At 72.5% G+C, this 18,296-nt stretch carries 17 protein-coding genes, 1 tRNA gene and 1 pseudogene; 10 read left to right on the top strand and 9 right to left on the bottom strand.

Annotation, left to right across the window (positions count from 1 at the left end; all coding sequences use genetic code 11):
• Positions 1 to 81: 81 nt before the first annotated feature.
• The 3 genes from KBX26_RS18885 to KBX26_RS18875 all read right to left on the bottom strand — a co-directional run bounded on the left by KBX26_RS18885 (position 82) and on the right by KBX26_RS18875 (position 3,288).
• Positions 82 to 1,425, bottom strand: coding sequence for a dipeptidase (locus KBX26_RS18885; RefSeq protein WP_030333427.1), 1,344 nt, complete (start codon positions 1,423 to 1,425; stop codon positions 82 to 84).
• Between the two features lie 36 nt (positions 1,426 to 1,461).
• Positions 1,462 to 2,607 carry a M48 family metallopeptidase gene (locus KBX26_RS18880; protein ID WP_210866010.1) on the bottom strand — a complete coding sequence of 382 codons (1,146 nt, stop codon included), beginning with the start codon at positions 2,605 to 2,607 and terminating at the stop codon, positions 1,462 to 1,464.
• A 66-nt stretch (positions 2,608 to 2,673) separates the two neighbouring features.
• On the bottom strand, positions 2,674 to 3,288 hold the full coding sequence (locus tag KBX26_RS18875) for a hypothetical protein (protein WP_210866043.1): 615 nt from the start codon (positions 3,286 to 3,288) through the stop codon (positions 2,674 to 2,676).
• A gap of 324 nt (positions 3,289 to 3,612) precedes the next feature.
• Between KBX26_RS18875 and KBX26_RS18870 the strand changes: the two genes are divergently transcribed.
• Entirely contained in the window at positions 3,613 to 4,014 is a 402-nt protein-coding gene (locus tag KBX26_RS18870; protein WP_088949799.1) for a rhodanese-like domain-containing protein, read from the top strand.
• Positions 4,015 to 4,180: 166 nt separating this feature from the next.
• Here the strand turns inward: KBX26_RS18870 and KBX26_RS18865 are convergent, their stop codons facing one another.
• The 3 genes and pseudogenes from KBX26_RS18865 to KBX26_RS18855 all read right to left on the bottom strand — a co-directional run bounded on the left by KBX26_RS18865 (position 4,181) and on the right by KBX26_RS18855 (position 7,826).
• Complete coding sequence (locus KBX26_RS18865) at positions 4,181 to 5,722, bottom strand: cobyric acid synthase (protein WP_210866009.1); 1,542 nt, start codon at positions 5,720 to 5,722, stop codon at positions 4,181 to 4,183.
• A 137-nt stretch (positions 5,723 to 5,859) separates the two neighbouring features.
• Positions 5,860 to 6,843, bottom strand: a pseudogene (locus KBX26_RS18860) (cobalamin biosynthesis protein); the annotation flags it as partial.
• Positions 6,844 to 7,043: 200 nt separating this feature from the next.
• Positions 7,044 to 7,826 carry a single-stranded DNA-binding protein gene (locus KBX26_RS18855; RefSeq protein ID WP_210866008.1) on the bottom strand — a complete coding sequence of 261 codons (783 nt, stop codon included), beginning with the start codon at positions 7,824 to 7,826 and terminating at the stop codon, positions 7,044 to 7,046.
• Between the two features lie 304 nt (positions 7,827 to 8,130).
• Between KBX26_RS18855 and KBX26_RS18850 the strand changes: the two genes are divergently transcribed.
• Together KBX26_RS18850 and KBX26_RS18845 are read left to right on the top strand one after the other, a co-directional pair.
• Positions 8,131 to 8,541, top strand: a complete 411-nt coding sequence (locus tag KBX26_RS18850) for an HPF/RaiA family ribosome-associated protein (RefSeq protein WP_030333415.1) — start codon at positions 8,131 to 8,133, stop codon at positions 8,539 to 8,541.
• Positions 8,542 to 8,707: 166 nt separating this feature from the next.
• Positions 8,708 to 9,733, top strand: coding sequence for an alpha/beta hydrolase (locus tag KBX26_RS18845; RefSeq protein WP_030333413.1), 1,026 nt, complete (start codon positions 8,708 to 8,710; stop codon positions 9,731 to 9,733).
• 76 nt (positions 9,734 to 9,809) lie between these two features.
• Here KBX26_RS18845 and KBX26_RS18840 read toward each other — a convergent pair whose 3' ends face one another.
• The gene (locus tag KBX26_RS18840) at positions 9,810 to 10,505 is read right to left on the bottom strand and encodes a hypothetical protein (RefSeq protein WP_210866007.1); all 696 of its coding nucleotides are present in this window, start codon (positions 10,503 to 10,505) and stop codon (positions 9,810 to 9,812) included.
• 160 nt (positions 10,506 to 10,665) lie between these two features.
• Between KBX26_RS18840 and KBX26_RS18835 the strand changes: the two genes are divergently transcribed.
• Positions 10,666 to 10,738 (top strand) — tRNA-Arg (locus tag KBX26_RS18835).
• 136 nt (positions 10,739 to 10,874) lie between these two features.
• Here KBX26_RS18835 and KBX26_RS18830 read toward each other — a convergent pair.
• Entirely contained in the window at positions 10,875 to 11,177 is a 303-nt protein-coding gene (locus KBX26_RS18830) for a MerR family transcriptional regulator (RefSeq protein ID WP_210866006.1), read from the bottom strand.
• A gap of 725 nt (positions 11,178 to 11,902) precedes the next feature.
• Here KBX26_RS18830 and KBX26_RS18825 point away from each other — a divergent pair.
• From KBX26_RS18825 to KBX26_RS18815, 3 genes are all read left to right on the top strand, one after another.
• Complete coding sequence (locus KBX26_RS18825) at positions 11,903 to 12,400, top strand: SigE family RNA polymerase sigma factor (RefSeq protein ID WP_210866005.1); 498 nt, start codon at positions 11,903 to 11,905, stop codon at positions 12,398 to 12,400.
• Positions 12,400 to 13,440: a hypothetical protein gene (locus tag KBX26_RS18820; protein ID WP_210866004.1), complete on the top strand. Its 1,041-nt coding sequence runs from the start codon at positions 12,400 to 12,402 to the stop codon at positions 13,438 to 13,440. The genes KBX26_RS18825 and KBX26_RS18820 overlap by 1 nt, the downstream gene beginning before the upstream one ends.
• A 170-nt stretch (positions 13,441 to 13,610) precedes the next feature.
• Positions 13,611 to 13,934, top strand: coding sequence for a plasmid stabilization protein (locus tag KBX26_RS18815; protein WP_210859168.1), 324 nt, complete (start codon positions 13,611 to 13,613; stop codon positions 13,932 to 13,934).
• Between the two features lie 62 nt (positions 13,935 to 13,996).
• Here the strand turns inward: KBX26_RS18815 and KBX26_RS18810 are convergent, their stop codons facing one another.
• Positions 13,997 to 14,995 carry a hypothetical protein gene (locus tag KBX26_RS18810; RefSeq protein WP_210866003.1) on the bottom strand — a complete coding sequence of 333 codons (999 nt, stop codon included), beginning with the start codon at positions 14,993 to 14,995 and terminating at the stop codon, positions 13,997 to 13,999.
• Between the two features lie 226 nt (positions 14,996 to 15,221).
• Here KBX26_RS18810 and KBX26_RS18805 point away from each other — a divergent pair, with 226 nt between their 5' ends.
• The 3 genes from KBX26_RS18805 to KBX26_RS18795 are packed head-to-tail and all read left to right on the top strand — an operon-like array spanning position 15,222 to position 18,284.
• On the top strand, positions 15,222 to 16,400 hold the full coding sequence (locus KBX26_RS18805) for a sensor histidine kinase (RefSeq protein ID WP_210866041.1): 1,179 nt from the start codon (positions 15,222 to 15,224) through the stop codon (positions 16,398 to 16,400).
• 43 nt (positions 16,401 to 16,443) lie between these two features.
• Positions 16,444 to 17,598: a hypothetical protein gene (locus KBX26_RS18800; protein ID WP_307857856.1), complete on the top strand. Its 1,155-nt coding sequence runs from the start codon at positions 16,444 to 16,446 to the stop codon at positions 17,596 to 17,598.
• Entirely contained in the window at positions 17,571 to 18,284 is a 714-nt protein-coding gene (locus KBX26_RS18795) for a response regulator transcription factor (RefSeq protein WP_210866001.1), read from the top strand. Before KBX26_RS18800 ends, KBX26_RS18795 begins: the two co-directional genes overlap by 28 nt.
• The last annotated feature ends 12 nt before the right edge of the window (positions 18,285 to 18,296 follow it).

Genomic DNA, 18,296 nt, shown 5'->3' with positions numbered 1-18,296 from the left:
ACGAAAGGCTATAACAGACAGCGGGCCGACACGCCGTAAACCCCCAGATCAGACCCAAAGTTCCCGCGCCGTGCCGGAGGCCTACCCGCCCGCTGCCGCCACCTTGCCCAGCAGGAGCGCCTCGGCGAGGCACACCCGGGCGAACTCCCCCAGGTGCAGGCTCTCGTTCGGGCCGTGCGCACGGGCGTGCGGGTCCTCCACACCGGTCACCAGGATCGCCGCCTTCGGGAACATCTCCTGGAAGGTGGCGATGAACGGAATCGAGCCGCCGACGCCGATGTCCACCGGGTCGGTGCCGTCCCAGGCGGCCCGGAAAGCCGACCGGGCGGCGTCGAACATCGGCCCGGACGCGTCGATCACGCACGGGTCACCGTCGTGCTCGAAGGTGACGGTCACCTGCGCACCCCACGGCGCGTGCCGCTCCAGGTGCGCGCGCACCGCCGCGTACGCCCGCTTGCTGTCGTCGCCCGGGGCGAGCCGGATGCTGAGCTTCGCCTTCGCGGACGGGACCAGGGCGTTCGGCGCCTCGCCCGTGGACGGCGCGTCGACACCGAGGATGGCCAGCGCCGGCTTGGTCCAGAGCCGGTCGGTGATCCGGCCGGTGCCGATGAACCCCACGCCGTCGGCCAGCCCCGCCTCGGCCCGGATCCGGTCCTCCGGGTAGTCGACGGTGGCGCCCTCCCGGCCGACCAGCCCTTCCACCGCCACGTCACCGGCGTCGTCGTGCAGCGTCGCCAACAACCGGACCAGCGCGGTGAGCGCGTCCGGCACGGCGCCGCCGAACATGCCGCTGTGCACCGCCTGGTCGAGGGTGCGCACCTCGACGAAGCAGTTGACGATGCCCCTCAGCGAGGTGGTCAACGCCGGTACGCCGATGTCCCAGTTACCGGAGTCGGCGATCACGATGACGTCGGAGGCGAGCTTGTCGCGGTGCTCGACCAGCAACTGCTCCAGCGAGTCGGAGCCGTACTCCTCCTCGCCCTCGATGAACAGGACCACGCCGACCGGCAGCGCGTCACCGTACGCGCGCAGCGCCGCGACGTGCGCCATGATGCCGGCCTTGTCGTCGGCCGCGCCCCGGGCGTAGAGCCGGCCGTCCCGCTCCACCGGCTCGAACGGGTCGGACTCCCACAGCGACAGGTCGCCGACCGGCTGGACGTCGTGGTGGGCGTAGAGCAGCACGGTGGGCGCTCCGGGCGGCGCGGCCCGACGGCCGATCACCGCCGGCTGGCCGCCGGATCGCACGATCTCGACGTCCAGGCCGCAACCGCGCAGCAGCTCGGCCACCGCCTCGGCGGAGCGTTCCACGTGCGAGTGGTCGAAGCCCTCGAAGGCGATGCCGGGGATGCGGACGAGGCGCTCCAGGTCGGCCCGGACGCCGGGCATCTCCCGCTCGACGGCGGCTCGCACCTCGGACTCGGACATGATCGGTGAGGTCATGACCGGCATCGTATGCCGGCCTTACCTGGGCGTGCCGGCGGAGCCCGTACCGTCACCGCTGTCCGTGGAGCCGGCGCCGGCCCGCGCGCCGGGGGCGGCCCGCCCGGCGCGGTGGGCGCGGCCCGCCGCCTCGGTGGCCGCGTCCATCCAGGAACGGGCCCGACCGGCGGTGCCGCCCACCCACTCGCCGACGTCGCTCGCACCGTCGCCGAGCCGGCGCAGCAACCCGACCAGCGGGTCGCTGGACCTGCTGAACTCCTCCCGGTACGACTCGGCAGCCGCCTTGATCTCCTCCGTGACGCTGGTCGAGCTGTCGTCCTCACGGCGTGGGTAGTCCCCGGCCAGCACCCGCCCGTACGCCCCGGAGTCGATCCACTGGCGCAGCTGCGCCGCCCGCGCCACCGGCACCGGGTGGGTGCTCCACGCGGTCATCCGGATCTTGTGCAGGCTGTCGCGCAGGTCGCCGCCGCCGGCGTACTCGGCGGCCTGCTCCAGGAAGGCGGTGGTGTCGACCTGGGACAGGTCACCGCCACCGGCCAGCTTCATCAACAGCCGCAACGCGGCGGCCGGGTCCTGCCCGGCGAGCAGACCCGCCCGGTCGGCGGACAGCTCCGCCTTGCGCCACCACTCCAGCATCGCCGCGATGATGGCCCGCAGCGCGATCGCGCCGACCGGCAACCAGCTCAGATTGGCAGCCCAGCGGGTGAGGATCATGAGCATGGTCTTGTAGACCGCGTGCCCGCTGCCCACGTGCCCCAACTCGTGGCCGAGCAGACAGCGCAGCTCGTCCTCGTCGAGTTGTTGCACGCACGCGGAGTTGAGCACGATGAACGGCCGCTCCAGCCCGACCGCCTCGGCGCCCAACCAGGGCGACTGGGTCACGTACAGCTCGGGCAGCTCGGCCACGTCGAGCGCCGCCGCGGCCTCGGTGTAGCGCTGCCACACCGCCGGGTACTGCCGGTGGTCGACCCGGATGCCAGAGGCCAGCACGGACAGCCGGAAACCCCGCTCGTTCCACATGCCGAAGAACGACCGCACCACGTCGTCGAAACCGCGCAGCTCCCGCAGCGCGACCAGGGCACCCCGGTCGGCGGGATGCTCCCAGGCCCGTGAGCTGATGCCGGTGAGGGTGATCCGACGCCGCGCTGGCGCGTCCGCTGCCGTCATGGTGGCTCCCCGTTCGCCGTAGCTTCCCGCATCGTGCCGTAGTCGGTGGCCAACGTCCATGCCCGCTCAGCGCAGCCGCACGTAGTACCGGTCCGCGTCGTACGGCAGGCCGGGCGCGCCGTCGACCACCAGGTCGGCGTGGGTCGCGGTCTCGTCGACGGCGAAGTGCGCCCGCTCACCGTCGTGCCAGCGGCGCAGCTCGGGCAGGATCTCCGGACCGTCCCGGGCGACCGCGCGTGCCAGCCGCAGCGACGCGGGTGCGGTGACGAACACGGCCAGCGTCAGCTCCGGCCGGACGACCGCGCGGGCGGCGCTGACCCCCTCGACCAGCAGCACCGGAGCCGCCGGCACCGGCACCGGCCGGGGCAGGAAACGGTGCCGGACCCAGCTGTACCGCCGGTAGGCACCCGGCTGCCCGGCGCGCAGCGGGGCGAGCACCCAGTCGTCGAGCCGGGGCCAGAAGGTGACCTGGTCGTCCCAACCATCGAGCAGGTCGTCGGTGTGCACCACCGGCGGTCGGTCGCCGAGCGGCAGCGCCAGGGCATCCGCGAGCTGCGCGGCGAACCGGCTCTTGCCCGCGCCGCTCGGCCCGTCGACGGCGACCAGCCGGGTCCGCCCCAACCGCGCCGGGCCCGCGAGCACCCGACGAGCCAGTTCGGCGTACGCCTCGACGACCGCCACGGTCGGCCCGGCAGTCTCCGGGTTCAGCACGACCTCGTGTGGTGCATGACCGAAGTATGCCGCCACCACCGGCGGGCATCGTGATCGACTCCGGTTCGGTGCGGTCACGGTGTCCCTGCCGAGGAACCCACGCTGTCGGTTCCCCGGCCACGTCGATCATGCTGGCCGAGGGGCCAGGGTGGGCCACCGTGACCCGTCCGGCTGGTCGCCCTGGCCGGCCACCGTCACGTCCGGGGGAATTGGGGCGACGACGGGTGACGGGCGGCCCGTTCGCCGCCCGGGGTGCCACCGAATCGGGATGATCGGGTGGTGCTCCGAGACGTGATGAGCCCCGGCATAGACGCCCTGCTCGAACAGGCCCGCGCCGGGCTGCACCGACTGACTCCGCAGCAGACCGTCGAGGCGGTCCGCGGCGGCGCGTTGCTGGTCGACACCCGTACCGACCTGCAACGCCGCGAACAGGGCGACCTGCCGGGCGCGGTCGTCATCGACCGGACCGTACTGGAGTGGCGCCTCGATCCGGCCAGCGCCTGGCGGATCCCGGAGGCCACCGGGTACGACCGGGAGATCGTGCTGGTGTGCCGGCAGGGCTACAGCTCCAGCCTGGCCGCCGCCAGTCTGCAGACCCTCGGGCTGCGCCGGGCCACCGACATGATCGGCGGTGTGGACGCGTGGCTCGCCGCCGGCCTGCCCACCACCGACCGCCCCGCCGACATCCGCCCCTGAGTCCCACCACCCTGCGCCCACCTCGGGCGGGCGGGCAGCCGGCTCACGATCACGCTCGATCCAGGAAACAGGCCCCTCCTCGCGCGGACGAGGCCCCTAGAACACCGATCGAGCACGATCATGGGCGGTCCCCCGCCTGCACAGTCCCAAGGGGACGGTGTGCCAGTCAGGAGGGTGGCGCGCCGGGTGGGATGAAGGGGAGGCCGGCGGGTGGGCCGGCTTCGATGAGCCGCCAGAGGGCATCGGTGTCCAGGTGTTCCTCGACCAGGTCGCCGAGCAGATCAAGCGAGCGTTCCCGGGCGGCGGCGAAGCTGGTGGCCGGTGCGACCCGGAACCCGCTGCGGCCGGCCAGGCGAGCCGCCTCGGTGAGGAACCACCGGCGGAAGCCGTCGGACTCGAACGCCCCGTGCCAGTGCGTGCCGTGCACCGCGCCGAGCACGGCCCCCTCTCCGACACCGTCGTCGCCGGTCAGCAGCGGGGGCAGGCTGGGGTCGGCCTGGGACACGTACCCGTGGTGGATCTCGTAGCCGTGCACCGGAAGGCCACCGTGGCCGGTGCCCACCGACTGCCGCACGGTCTTGCGCGGATCGAAGGTGATCTCGATGGGCAGCAGACCGAGCCCCGGCACGCTGCCCTGCCGACTCTCCACCGGGTCATGGATGGCGCGGCCGAGCATCTGGAAGCCGCCGCAGAGGCCGAGCAGAGGTTTGCCGGCCGCCACATGGGTGGCCACCGCGTCGGCGAGACCGGTCTCGCGCAGCCAGGCGAGGTCGGCGACGGTGGACTTGGAGCCGGGCAGGACGACCAGGTCGGCGGCGGCCAGCTCGGCCGGTTCGATGGTGAGGCGGACCCGGACACCCGGCTCGGTGGCGAGCGCCTCCACGTCGGTGGCATTGCTGACCCGGGGCAGGCGGACGACGGCCACGTCCAGCCATTCGGTGCCGTGCGGGGCTGCGGGGCGCCCGAGTACGCGACCGTAGGCGAGAGAGTCCTCCGCGTCGAGCCACAGGTCCAGTGCCCAGGGCAGCACCCCGTACGTGGGGCGGCCGGTGACCTGACGCAGCATGTCCAGACCCGGCTGGAGCAGCCCCCGGTCACCCCGGAACTTGTTGATCACGAAGCCGGCGATCAGCGCCTGGTCGGCCGGGTCGAGGAGGGCCACGGTGCCGAACATCGAGGCGAACACTCCGCCCCGGTCGATGTCGCCGACGACGATGGTGGGCAGGTTGGCGTGCCGGGCCAGCCCCATGTTGACGTAGTCACCGGCCCGCAGGTTGATCTCGGCCGGGCTGCCGGCGCCCTCGCAGATCACCACGTCGTACGTCTCGCGCAGCTCGGCGAGCGCGCCGTACGCGGTCTCGGCGAGCCGGGGACGCAACTGCCGGAAGGTGCCGGCGGTGATCGTGTCGACCGCCTCGCCCAGCAGCACCACCTGACTGGCCAGGTCACTGCCCGGCTTGAGCAGCACCGGGTTGAACCGCAGGTCGGGTGCGAGCCCACACGCGGCAGCCTGCATGGCCTGGGCGCGCCCGATCTCGCCGCCGCGCCCGTCCGGCCCGACGACCACGGCCGAGTTGTTCGACATGTTCTGCGCCTTGTACGGCGCCACCTTCACGCCCTGGCGGTGCAGCCAGCGACAGATGCCGGCGGTGAGCACGCTCTTGCCCGCGTCGGACGTCGTGCCGGCCACCAGCAGCCCGCCACTCACCGCCCGTTCCCCCGCCGCACCCCGACACCCGCGTCCACTCCGCCGGCCCGCCCGCGCCCTCCGGCCCCGACGGCCAACCCACGCCGCCCGACCAGTCCGCGCGTGCCGACCCCGGCTGCCAGCCCGGTCCCGCCGGCCCGCACGCGCCCGCCGGTCACGGCGGTCAACCCGCGCCGGCCCACGGCGCCGATCAGCCGGCCGAGGGTCACCGGGTACGCGGCGGCCAGCCCCACCGCGGCCAGCCCCACCGCGCCGGAGATCCGGGCGGCCCGCTTGAGGTGCCGCGCCTCCGGGCGGGGACCGTCGCCGAGGAACGGCCGCACCTCGGAGCGCCCGAAGTAGACGTTGCGGCCGCCGAGGCGGACCCCGAGCGCACCGGCCATCGCCGCCTCGCACTGGCCGGCGTTGGGGCTCGGGTGGTCGTTGCGGTCGCGCAGCCACACCTGCCAGGCGCGCTGCCGGTCCCCGTGCGCGACCGGCGCGACGGCGACGGTGAGCAGCCCGGTCAGCCGGGACGGTACGAGGTTGAGCGCGTCGTCCAGCCGAGCGGCCGGGGTGCCGAACCGCGCGTAGCGCGCCGACCGGTGCCCGACCATCGCGTCGAGGGTGTTCGCCGCGCGGTAGCCCAGCAGCCCGGGAAGGCCGGCGACCGCACCCCAGAGCAGCGGAGCGACGACCGCGTCGGAGGTGTTCTCGGCGACCGACTCGACTGTGGCACGGGCCAGCTCCGACTCGCCAAGCGTCGACGGGTCCCGCCCGCAGAGGTTGCCGAGGCGTCGCCGGGCAGCGGGCAGGTCGCCGTCACGCAGCGTCCGACCCATGACAGTCGCCTCGTGCCGTAACGTGCGGCCGCCCAGCACGCTCCACGTGCCGGCCGCCACGAGCACCGCCCGGGTCACCGGCCGGTGCCGGGTAGCCGCCGCGGCGGCCGCTCCGAGCAGCACCGGCCCTCCGACGGCCAGCGCGGTGAAGGCCGTACCCGCCGTTCGGTCCGGGCGGTAGAGGCGGCGCTCCAGCGCCCCGGCGGCCTGCCCGAAGCCGGCCACCGGGTGCCACCGGCGGGGGTCGCCGAGCAGCCTGTCCAGCGCGTAACCGGCCAGCAGCCCCACCGCGTTCGCCATCGGCGCTGTCCGTCGCACCCGCACCACCTCCGGCCGGCCAGCCTAGACGAGCACCCCGGGAATCAGCCCAACACACGGTGCCGCAGCCGCGACGAGAACCCCTGGAGCGAACAGTCGGGCCACCCCGCCGACGCCCGTCACGCGGGGTGACGACGCTGCAGGCGCCGCCACCCCGCCCCCGTTCGTGCCGCCCGGATCGGTCAGGCCGGCTGCGGGATCCGGCCCCGACCGCGCCGCCCGCGACCGGGTTGCGTCGGCTCGGGCTGCCCCTCGTCGGGCACCGCCCCCAACTCGAGGTCCAGGTCACCGTCGGCGTTGTCGTCGTTCGCCTCGGACGGAGCTGTCAGCTCGTCGATGCCCAGTGCGGCGTCGACCTGCTCGACCTGCCCGCCGCTCGGGGAATCGTCCTCCGGGTCGCTGTCGAACGGGCTGGTGCCGAACGGACTGCCTCCGAACGGGCTGGTGCGCAGCTCGGCGTAGTCGGGCAGCTCGAAGTCGTCGTCCAGCGGCCGGTCGTCGGGCAGCGCGGGGGCCTGCCCGGCCGGCACCGGCTCGGTGGGCTCGCCGTGCACCCGGCTGTCGGCCTCCGCGTCCTCCACGGTGCTGGTCGTCACGCTCGGCCGGTTGCGCAGGAACCGGGCCCGGCCGCGGGACAGATCGTGGCCGACGGCGACCGCCTCCAACTCGTAGAGCGTGCGGTGGTTGCCGGCGTCGTCGGTCCAGTCGCGGGTGTAGAGCCGCCCGCAGACCACCACCGGATCGCCGACCATGACAGAGGCCGCCACCCCCTCGGCGAGCTTGCGCCAACAGTTGACGCGGACGCGGAGCGAATTGCCGTCCACCCACCGGCCACTGTCCCGGTCGAGCCGGCGGGCGGTGGAGGCGACCTTGAAGTTGGCCACCAGGGTGTTGCTCTGGGTCGTACGCCGCCACTCGGGCGTGGTCAGCACGTTGCCGACGATTGTCACGTAAGTGTCGAACATCGTCCCTCCAGGGGGATCGGGGCCTGCCAGCGCGAGTCGACTCGCCACCGAGCCTCGACACCGAGGCCGCCCACCGCCACCGCCCACCGCCGGCCTGTGGATGACGAACCCACCTGTGGACAACGCCCTGATCACGCCCGGGTGTGGTACGCCCGACCCGCCCGACCCGCCGTCAACGGTTTCCCGGGCCGCTCGAACTGGGTAAGGACTTGATCAACGCACCACCGACAGTTGCACGTCGACGAGAGGTCAGCGCCATGACGATCACTACCATCGGTTCCGCGAACGCTTCCGAGGCGCGGCGATGAGCGCCGTGGCGAACCCGGCCACCGTGGCTGAGTGCCTGCGGGTGGGCGCCGGGTTCTCGCAGGGCGACCGGAACTGGATCGCCGAGCAGTTCGCCACCCTCGACGCCCGGCTCGCCAGCTTCCACGCCGACGCCACCGAGCTGGAGGTGTCGGTGAAGGACCGGGAGGCACGCGGGCAGAAGGTCACGCTCGAGTGCTGGATCGCCGGCCGGCAGAAGATCGTCACCACCTCCGCGGAGGAGGACCTGCACGCCGCCCTCAACGACGTCCGCGACGACCTGCGCCGTCGTCTCAACGACGCCAAGACCCGCCAGGAGCCCCGGCACAACAAGCACCTGCGCGACCTCCCCCAGCCGCAGGCCGAGTCCGACGACGAGGCCCCCCGCGCCGACGCGGAAACGGCCTGACCCACGCCTCACCCCCGCGATCTTGCACTTTCATCGCCCGAATAGCGGCTATGTCCCCTGTATGTCGGGACAGAAAGTGCAAGATCGCGGGGACGAACCCGCCGGGCGGGCGGACCGAGCGGGCGTGGGCTACCGCTGGGTAGGTCGGCGGCGTAGCGTCGCGTTCGTGGAACCGGACGTGTTGGGGCCGCCGTACGAGCGGCAGACGATCGACCTGGGCGCCGACGACGAAGGCCCCGTTGTCGCGACGCTGGTCCGGAGGCGGGCCGAACGCCCCACCGGGCGGGCCGTGCTCTACGTGCACGGCTTCGTCGACTACTTCTTCCAGACCCACCTGGCCGACTTCTTCGCCGAGCGAGGGTGGGACTTCTACGCCCTCGACCTGCGCAAATACGGTCGCAGTCTGCTCCCGGGCCAGACCCCGAACTTCTGCCACGACATCAGCGACTACTTCCCCGAGCTGGATGCCGCCGCTGAGATCATCCGCAAGGACGACGGGCACGAGACCCTGCTGGCGATGGGCCACTCCACCGGCGGCCTGATCATCTCGTTGTGGGCGGACTCCCGCCGCGACACCGGCATCGTCGACGGCCTGGTGCTCAACAGCCCCTTCTTCGACCTCAACGCCCCCTGGGCGATCCGTCGACCCCTCGCGGCCGCCGCGTCCCGGCTGGGCCGCAGAGCGCCGCACCGCATCCTGCCGTTCGGGCTGGGCACGGTGTACGGCGAGAGCATCCACTCCGACCACCGCGGCGAGTGGACCTACGACCTGGCGTGGAAGCCGCTGGCCGGGTTCCCGGTCCGGGCCGGCTGGCTGAACGCGATCCGCACCGGGCAGCGTCGACTCCGTGCCGGGCTGGACATCCAGGTGCCGGTGCTGCTGGCCTGTTCGACCCGGTCCTTCCGGGGCACCAAGTGGCACGCCAACGCGACAATGGCCGACGCCGTACTGGACGTCGACCACATGGTCCGTTACGCGCCCCGCCTCGGTCGCCACGTCACACTGGCCCGCTTCGACGGCGGGCTGCACGACCTCACGCTCTCCGGCCCCGCCGTACGGAAGAAGGTCTTCGACGAGGTGGGCCGCTGGGCCGAGGCGTTCCTCGCCGCCGGCCCCACCGCCCCGGCCGACGCTGACCCGACCAGTTCACCGACAGCCGACGCGGCGACGGCGACAACGCCCGGCAGTTGACAGGCCGGGATGGCGTCGCCGCTCAGACGTCACCGGACAACGGGGGCAGTCCGACATCGCCGGACGGCGTCCCGGCTCAGACGTCGCCGGGCGTCGCCGGGAGGACGGCACGGATCCGGTCGAAGGTCGCCACCGGGTGCGCGCCGACGCCAGGCAGGACCAGACCCAGGCAGTACGGTGCGACGTCGCCGGTGTCGCCGGCCTGGACGATGAAGACCGGCGCCCCGACGTACCCCGGCGGCAGCTCCGTGGTGATCAGCACGGCGTCCCCGTCGCGGACCACCCGCTCGATCGCGACCTCCAGCGGGCGCGACCCGTCTTCGCGTACCCCATGGGCCAGCACGAAAGCGGAACCGGCGTCGGCGCCGAGGCGGGCGACCACCTCGGGCCCGGCGGCGATCCCCGCCGGCACCGGCTGGACGCGCCACCGCCAGCCGCCGTCACCGGCGTACCGGTGCAGGCCGGCGGTCGGCAACACCGCCACCCCGTCGCCCCCGAAGCGGGCCCAACCAGGCACGATCTCCGCCTCGGACACGACCTTCGGGGCCACCCCCGCCGGTTCGGTGACGCTCGACCGCAGGCCCAACTCACCCCCGGAAGCGCCCACCAGGTCGGCCGCCGTCAACAACGACTCCCCCACCGGGTCGTCGCCGCTGCGAAAGAAGAACGCGGTACCGAAACCGCCCGATGACCGGTACGGCAGGATGGCGCGACCGACGACCTGGCACAGCTCGTAGGCGACGTCGCTCTCGGCGTCGGAATCCAGCAACACCAGCCAAAGGTACGGTCCGGGGCCGGGCCGGTCCGCGGTAACCCGGATGCCCGCTCCGCGGCGGACGTGAGACTCTGCTCGGCAACGTGGACGCGGGCACCCTTTCCGCCGTCGGGCAGTGGGACGGCGGTACCCTCTGGGCGCGACATCCACGCCACACGCGCCCGTAGCTCAGCGGATAGAGCAGGGGACTTCTAATCCCAAGGCCGCAGGTTCGAATCCTGCCGGGCGCACCTACCTCGCCGCAGGTCAAGGGGCTTCCGCTCCCCACGAAGCCCTTCTACAGACGACAGACGGTCCCTGCCCTGAGGGGAGGGACCGTATGGCGTTCGGCTTCACCTTGCTGCAGGCCAGCACGGACGGGTGTGCTCAGCCCTGCTGGTGGCGCTCGTTGCGTCGAAGGGCCTCTTCGAGTTGGTCCTCAAGAATAATGATCCGACAGGCCGAGGCGATGTCGGTGCCCTGGTCGCACATCTCGCGGGCGCGCGCGGCGAGGCGTATTTGGTAGCGAGAGTAGCGGCGATGCCCGCCACTGGAGCGCTGCGGGTTGATCAGTTTCGCGTCGCCCAGTCGGCGTAGGAAGTCCTGCGAGCAGCCGATGATCTCGGCGGCACGGCCCATCGTGTAGGCGGGGTAGTCCTCATCGTCGAGCATGTCGTCGGGTTGAGCCATGAAACCTCCATCACGAGGGCCCCGGTGCTCGGAAGCACCGGGGCCCAAGGGTTGTGGGTCAGGAACACCATCTACCGACAGAACGTCGGCTTGTCTTGTCCGCACCGGCCGTCAGGGACGGCTTCGGGTGCGAGGATCGCATAAGCGTGACCGGAGACCACCTCTCGTTCGAGGGAAACTGCGGTGTCCGCGCCCAGCCCACAGATGCAACTGGTAGCGGGCGATCCAACGGTGTAATGCCCTCCCTTGCCTCTGATTCCTCTGCCTTACTCCGTGCTGTCTCGTCAGTGCCCGAGCCCCACGCGACTTCATGGCCCCGACACATACGACGAACTCTCCTTGCCTCGGGTGAAGCCCTGAACAAGCGTCGGCCTCACCCGCTGTCACACACGTACTACCGAACTACGGCAAATGTCTGCCGCCGAGCTGAGCAGGACTTGCACGTTCCCTGTCCCGACTCCTTCGCCCTCGTGGGGGGCGGCAACGTCAGCGTCTTTGTTTACTCCGTCTTCGACCTCAGGAACGTTAGTCGGGACCGGCAAGGATGTCTAGCGTTTCGAGCATAGATTTTCTCCGAGGGCGGAGATAGGACGACGTATACGGGAAGCGCGGTGGGCAAGCGGTACCGACGGGAGGATCCCCGCCCTGAGCCGACCGCCGCCGCACCTCAGGTTCGGTGCCCGGCAGGTGTCTACGGGTTGACCGGTCCACGGCGTTAATAGGGCGTGACGTTCGAGGAGTACGCGTTCACCCGCACGTCGGCCCTGGTGCGGCTCGCCCGGTTGCTGACCGGTGACGAGTACCGGGCCGAGGACCTGGTGCAGGAGGTCCTGGCCCAGGCGTACGCGAGGTGGGGGCGGATCGGCCGGACGGATCGTCCTGACGCCTACGTCCGCCGGATGCTGGTCAACGCCCACAGATCCTGGTGGCGTCGGCGCAGCAGCCGGGAGATCACCGTCGCCGCCGTACTCGATCAGGCCGGTGACGTGGACGAGGCGGCCGGGGTCGCTGAGCGCGACGCGCTGTGGCGGTTGGTCTGTGCGCTGCCGGCGCGTCAGCGCACGGTGATCGTCCTGCGCTACTACGAGGATCTTGATGACGCGTCGATCGCGGAGATTCTCGACTGTTCGACCGGGACGGTACGCACCCACGCGAAGCGGGCGCTGACGGCGCTGCGTCAACGACAGGCTGCGGCATCCCCCGCACGGGCAGGAGAGTTCTGATGTTCAGCGACCTCGATGAGCAGCTCGCCAGCACGCTGAAGCATCGTGCCGGTGGCGATGTCGACCCGACACCATTCGTGCAGCACGCCCGGATTCGCGGCCGGCGGTTGAGGCTGCGGCGACGGGCACTGATCGCCGGCGGCGTGGCGGCGGCGTGCGCTGCTCTCACCTCGGTGGTTCTGGTGCTCCCGGGCGGCCGGACCACCGACGACCCGATCGTGCCGGCCTCGGCACTGATGTTGCCGGAGGCACGAGGCGCTGCGACCGTACGGCCGGAGGAGGTGGGTGCCGATCCCGCGACCGTGCACTTCTCGCCCGGCGCCCTGGTGAGCGGTGCGGAGTACGCGACGTGGCGTGCCGGGCGCGGCATCGAGAGCGTCGAGTTCCGGGGCCGCAGTGGGCAGGCCCGGTTCGTGTTGGCCCGCACCGAAGTGTTGCTGGACGAGCTTCAGCAGACGTTGTCGTCGGCGGGACGACCGCAGCCACGCTCCGATGTACGAGTCGGTGACCGCCCGGGTGTCGCCTGGTTCGACCCGTCCGGTGACCGGCAGTTGTGGTTCGTTCGCTGGCAACCCGTCGACGGGCTCTGGGCCCAACTGGACACGTACGCGCCCACCCGGGACGAGGCGACGGGCACGGCGGGCCGGGTCCGGTTCGATGGCGCCCACCGTTGTGTGGTGCCGTTCCGCCTGGAGTCGGTGCCACCCGGCGGACGGCTGCTCGAATGCTCGGTCACGTTCGGCCGCTCGGCGCGGGGGACGTTCGTCGAGGGCGCTCTCGTGGTCGGTGACGCATCCGGTCGCTGGCTGACCGTTCGGGCGCAACCCGCCCCGGCCGGCGGGGCCCGGGCCGGGGATCTCACCGTCGGCCCCTACCGGGCCCGCCGGCAGGGCAGTGACGTGTTGGAGATGACCGTCGAGCCGTTCGTCGTGGAGGCGTTCCGCAAGGGGTGGGGGGACGGCTACACCGAGGCGGAGGGCTTGACGATCCTCGGCGGGTACCGGCCGGTCGGCGATCCCAGCCGCCCGGAGACCTGGTGAGGTACCCGCGCCAGCGGATGGTGTCGGCAGGTGCCGCCACACTCGTTTGACCCTCGGGGCGACGGGGCATCGTGTGCGAAAAGCGTGCGCACGAGGCCCCGACCGATCGCAGCTCGGCGGCGCGCCAGCCGGGCCTCGACCGCACCCGACAGCGGAGGTGGGAGGCACCGATGCCAGCAGGATCGAGCCCGAAGAGAGAACGACAGTACGAACACATCAAGGAGAGCGCGCAGAAGCGCGGTGCCTCCTCCGGCCGGGCGAAGGAGATCGCGGCGCGCACTGTCAACAAGGAACGGGCCCGCTCGGGTGAATCCCGCACGGCGAGCCGATCCTCCCGCAACGACGTGTCGTCCGGGCACCGTGGCGGTAAGCGCTCCCACAGCGGCGCTCAGGGTCGCACCAAGGAGCAGTTGTACAACGAGGCGAAGCAACGCGGCATCAAGGGCCGCTCGTCGATGTCGAAGAGCGAGCTGGAGCGGGCCCTGTCGAAGTAGCGACCAGGGGTCACGCGCCCCGACAGGGCGTACCGACGGTGGTGCGGATCAGCCGGGACGGCTCAGACCGGTCCGAGCAGGTTGACCAGCGTGTCGTCGCCCTGGCCGAGCTGGGCTGCACCGATCGGTGGCGTGACGAGGAACCGTCGGCAGCCGTCGAGTTCCACGTACCAGTCGGGGCGTTCCCCGTCGAGCGGTCGCAGCACCGCGAAGCGGGTCGCCGGGGTGGCGCAGTCGACCACCGCCCGGCGGTTGTTCAGCGCCCGGAGCACACCCGCCTGGCGCTCGGTTGGCAGTGGCCCGCCGTACACGAAATCGCCGGCCGGCTTTTCGCCCTCCTGGAGCGACTCGGGCACCTGGTAGACGCAGAGGCGCAGCGGCCCGGCGGCCGGTCGGGTGACCGGCCCGGCCGGCCCGGGGCGACGGCTCCTGGTTTCCACCCACACCATGTCCGTCCACTGCTGGGCGCATCCGGCGGCCTCGGCCGCCGCGGATTCGACCTGCCCGATGGTACGGGTGTCCACAGTGCTCCACTGCGGCCCGGCCAGGGCCGCGATGACCTCGCGGCGCGGCTTGCCGCAGGCGTCGGTCGGGATCTGGGGGCGCAGCCAACGCCCCCGGTCGTCCACCAGGGCCAGCCACGGCGGGACGACCATGTCGAGGGTGCAGGCGACCTTCCCGCCGGTCGGCTCGCTGGGCAGGCGCAGCGCGGCGAGCAGTGGTGCGATCTCCTCGGCGCGCCGCTCGGTGGCCATCTGCTGCTGGCCGCCCCGGCGGCCCGGCCGGGTCTCCCGCCCGCAGATCACGGCCGCTACCGGGGTGAACGTGGGGTCGATCCGACCGGTCGTCGGTTCTTTCGAGGCTGGTGGTGACGTCTGCGTGCCCGGCAACGTGATTGTCTCGCCGGCTCGGGGGGCATCCTTGGCGCAGGAGGTCCACTTGTCGACGATCTGGGCCGGGGCGGGCTCGGCAGCCTCGCCCGGCCCGTTCTCCGTGCCACCGCAGCCGCTCAGTGCCATGCCGAGCAGTGCCACCGCCAGTACCGTCCGGGACGAGCGCATCCGGCTCACCATCCTTTCACCCGAGGATGAGACGGACGGCAGGTGTGCTCGGTTCCGACCGGTCGCGGCACCCGTGCGACCACCCCCAGCCGCGCGGGCACAGAGTGACACATTAGCGACACTCCGTGCACTAGGGGTCATCAGATGTCAGCCGACATGCTATTGTCCAATGTCTATCTGCTTCGTGTGGACCCGGACCGGGTCGTTGTCGGAAGGGCACTTCCCGATGCCGGCCGTTGCCACTCCAGCCGTGCCGCCGCCCACGTTGGACAATCCGGCCGGCGGGGCCCTGGGCCTCATCTTCACCACGTTGCCGGCGTTGCTGCGGCTGACCTGCGGGCTGTTCGGCGCTGCGGTGGCCGTGTCCGTGCAGACCCCGCCGGTCGAGCAGGCGGTGCTGCTGCCCGCTGTCGGCGTGCTGACCGGCTGGTCCCTCTGGTACGCCCACCGCGCGTTGCGCCACGGCATCGGTCCCGCTCTCGTCGCCGGTGACGTCGCGGTCACCGCGTCGGCCTGCCTCCTCATGCCTGTGCTGGTGGCACCCGAGGTGTTGCCCGGCGAGGGCAGTTGGATCGCCGTGCTGGCCAGCACCACAGTGATCAACACACAGGCCACCGCCCTGGCGCGCTGGTCGATCCCCGCTGGGCTGCTCGTGATCGTCACCTACGTGACCGGCGCGCAGGCGGCCGGCAACCCCACCGAGGCGCGGGCGCACGCGGCCACGCTGCTGGCGCAGACCGCCTGCACGGCGATGATGGCGGGGGTCATGCGGCGACGCATCGGCCGGGCGGACCGCGCCTTCGCCGAACACCAGCGGCTGACCCGGGAGGCGTTGGTCGCCCGCGCCGCCCGCGAGGCCGAACGCCAGCAGAACCGCGACCTGCACGACACCGTGCTGGGAACGTTGACCATGGTGGGGCTGGGCGCGGTGGCCGGTCCCTCGACCGTCTTCCGGGACCGGTGCGCGGCCGACCTGCGTACCCTCGTCTCGCTCAGCGACGTCGGCCCGGTGGCCGGCGACGGCCCGGTCCCGCTCGACGGACGGTTGCGGTCGGTGGTCGAACGGCTGCCCGAGCTCGCGGTACGGCTGGACCTGACGTCCTGCGCCGTCCCGGTCGGGGTGGCCGACGCGATCAGCGAGAGCGCCTACGCGGCGCTGTCCAACGTGGTCCGCCACGCCCCCGGCGCCGAGGCCACGCTGCGTCTGGTCCGCGACGCGATCGGCGTCGTGGTCGAGGTCGCCGACGACGGTCCCGGCTTCGACCTGGCCACCGTCCCACCGCACCGGTACGGGCTGCGCGAGTCCATCCGCGGCCGGATGGCCACCGTCGGTGGGCGTGCCGAGGTGCACTCGGCGGTCGGGATGGGCACCCGGATTCGACTGGAGTGGCCCGGTGTCGGCTGACCTGAACGCCCCTGCGCACCTCACCGACGCTCCCGAGGCACCGATCTGGGCCGGCGTTCCGACGCCCCGGGAGCCGGTCTCCCCCGAGGCGCTCGCCGCGCCGGCCGCCGTCGCGCACGCCTCCGACCGGGGCGCCCGGATCGCCGCCGTCGTCATCGCACTGGCCTGGCACGTCGCGATCGCGCTGCCGGCGGTGCTGGCCGCCCGCGCGGAGTTCGCCGCGCCAGCAGTGGTGCTCGGCGCCTGGATACTGGTCGCCGTGACCGGCGCGGTCGCCGGGGTACGGCTGCTGCTGGGCTCGCCGCTGCCGCCGTGGCCGCTGGCCGTGTTGCTGCTGGTCGTCGACGCGGCCGTCTTCGCCGCGGCCGGGGATCGGCAGTTGTTCACGGCCGCCAACTGGGTGTGGGGCACGCTCGGCTGGTTCTTCGTGCTGGCGGTGTGGGGCCAGCGCGTGGTGGGGCTGATCGCGCTGCTGAGCACGCACGCCCTGATCGCCCTGGTGGCCGTGCTGGGGCACGGCGCCGACCCTGCCGACGTGGCCCGCTACGTGATGTACGTCTACGGCACGTTCTCGCTGCCGGTGGCGGTCTTCGTGGGCAGCGCCGTCATCGTCGGCCTGGCTCGGGAGCGGGCCGGCGTCTCGGCCGCCGGTCACGCGATGGCCGCCGAGCGGGATGCCGCCGAGCGTGGCCGCCAGGAACGCCGCGACCGGCTCACCCTGGTCAGCTCGGCGGCCGGGCGGGTCCTCGGTGACCTCGCCGCCGGGCAGGCCGACCCGGGCGACCCGGAGGTGCAGCGCCGGTGCATGCTGGCCGCCGCCCGGCTACGCCGGCTGATCGCCGAGTCCGACGATGTGCCCGACCCGTTGCTGCACGAGTTGCGCGCCGCCGCCGACCTGGCGGAACGCAGCGGCCTGCCGATCGACCTGGTCACCATCGGCACCCCACCGCCGCTGCCGGTGGAGGTCCGCCGCCGGCTGGCCGACCCGCTCACCGGCACCCTCGCTGACGCCGGGGAATGGGCGCGGCTGACAGTGGTCTCCGGCCCGGACGAGGTGGTGGTCAGCCTGGTCACGCCGGACCGGGAAGGCCCGGAGGCGACCGGCCCACCGCCCGGTGAGCGCGACGACGGGCCGGTGCAGTACCTCTACGAACGGGACGGGAACATCAGATGGGCGCAGACCCGATGGCGGCGGTGAGCGGCGATCAGCCGGTCGGGGTGGCGATCGTCGACGACCACCCGGTGGTGGTCGAGGGAGTCCGCGCCTGGCTCGCCACCGAGCCGCGCCTCACGGTGCTCGCCACCGGCGACGACCCGGACGAGGTGCTGCGGGCCGCCCCGCACGCCGCCGTCGTCCTGCTCGACCTGCGGTTGCACGGGCGGATGGCGTTGGACAAGTTGGCCGAGCTGAGCGCCGCCGGGCGGCGGGTGGTGGTCTATTCGGAGCACACCGACCCGCAGACGATGCTGGCCGCGCTGGACGCCGGGGCGGTGGCGTTCCTGGCCAAGCACGAGGGCCGGGAACACTGCGTGGAGACGGTGCTGGCCGCCGCGAGCGACCGCCCGTACGTGCCGCCGGCGCTGGCCGGCGCGATGGTCGGCGACCCGCGACCGGACCGGCCGATGCTGTCCGACAAGGAGCGTGAGGCGCTGCTGCTCTGGTTCCAGTCGATGTCCAAGGCGTCGGTGGCTCGGCGGATGCAGATCAGCGAGCACACCGTGAAGCAGTACGTCGACCGTGCGCGCATCAAGTACACCCGGGCGGGGCGGCCAGCCGCCACAAAGGCGGCACTACTCGCCCGTGCGATCGAGGACGGTCTCGTCCGCCCGGAGGAGATCGGCATCTACCGGTCACAGGCGACACACGACCGGCCGACCCCCTAACAGGCGTCATGA

Origin of the sequence: Micromonospora sp. C97 (assembly GCF_018070385.1) — a bacterium.
GTDB lineage: Bacteria > Actinomycetota > Actinomycetes > Mycobacteriales > Micromonosporaceae > Micromonospora > Micromonospora parva.
This window is presented reverse-complemented; position numbering and strand designations above follow the sequence as displayed.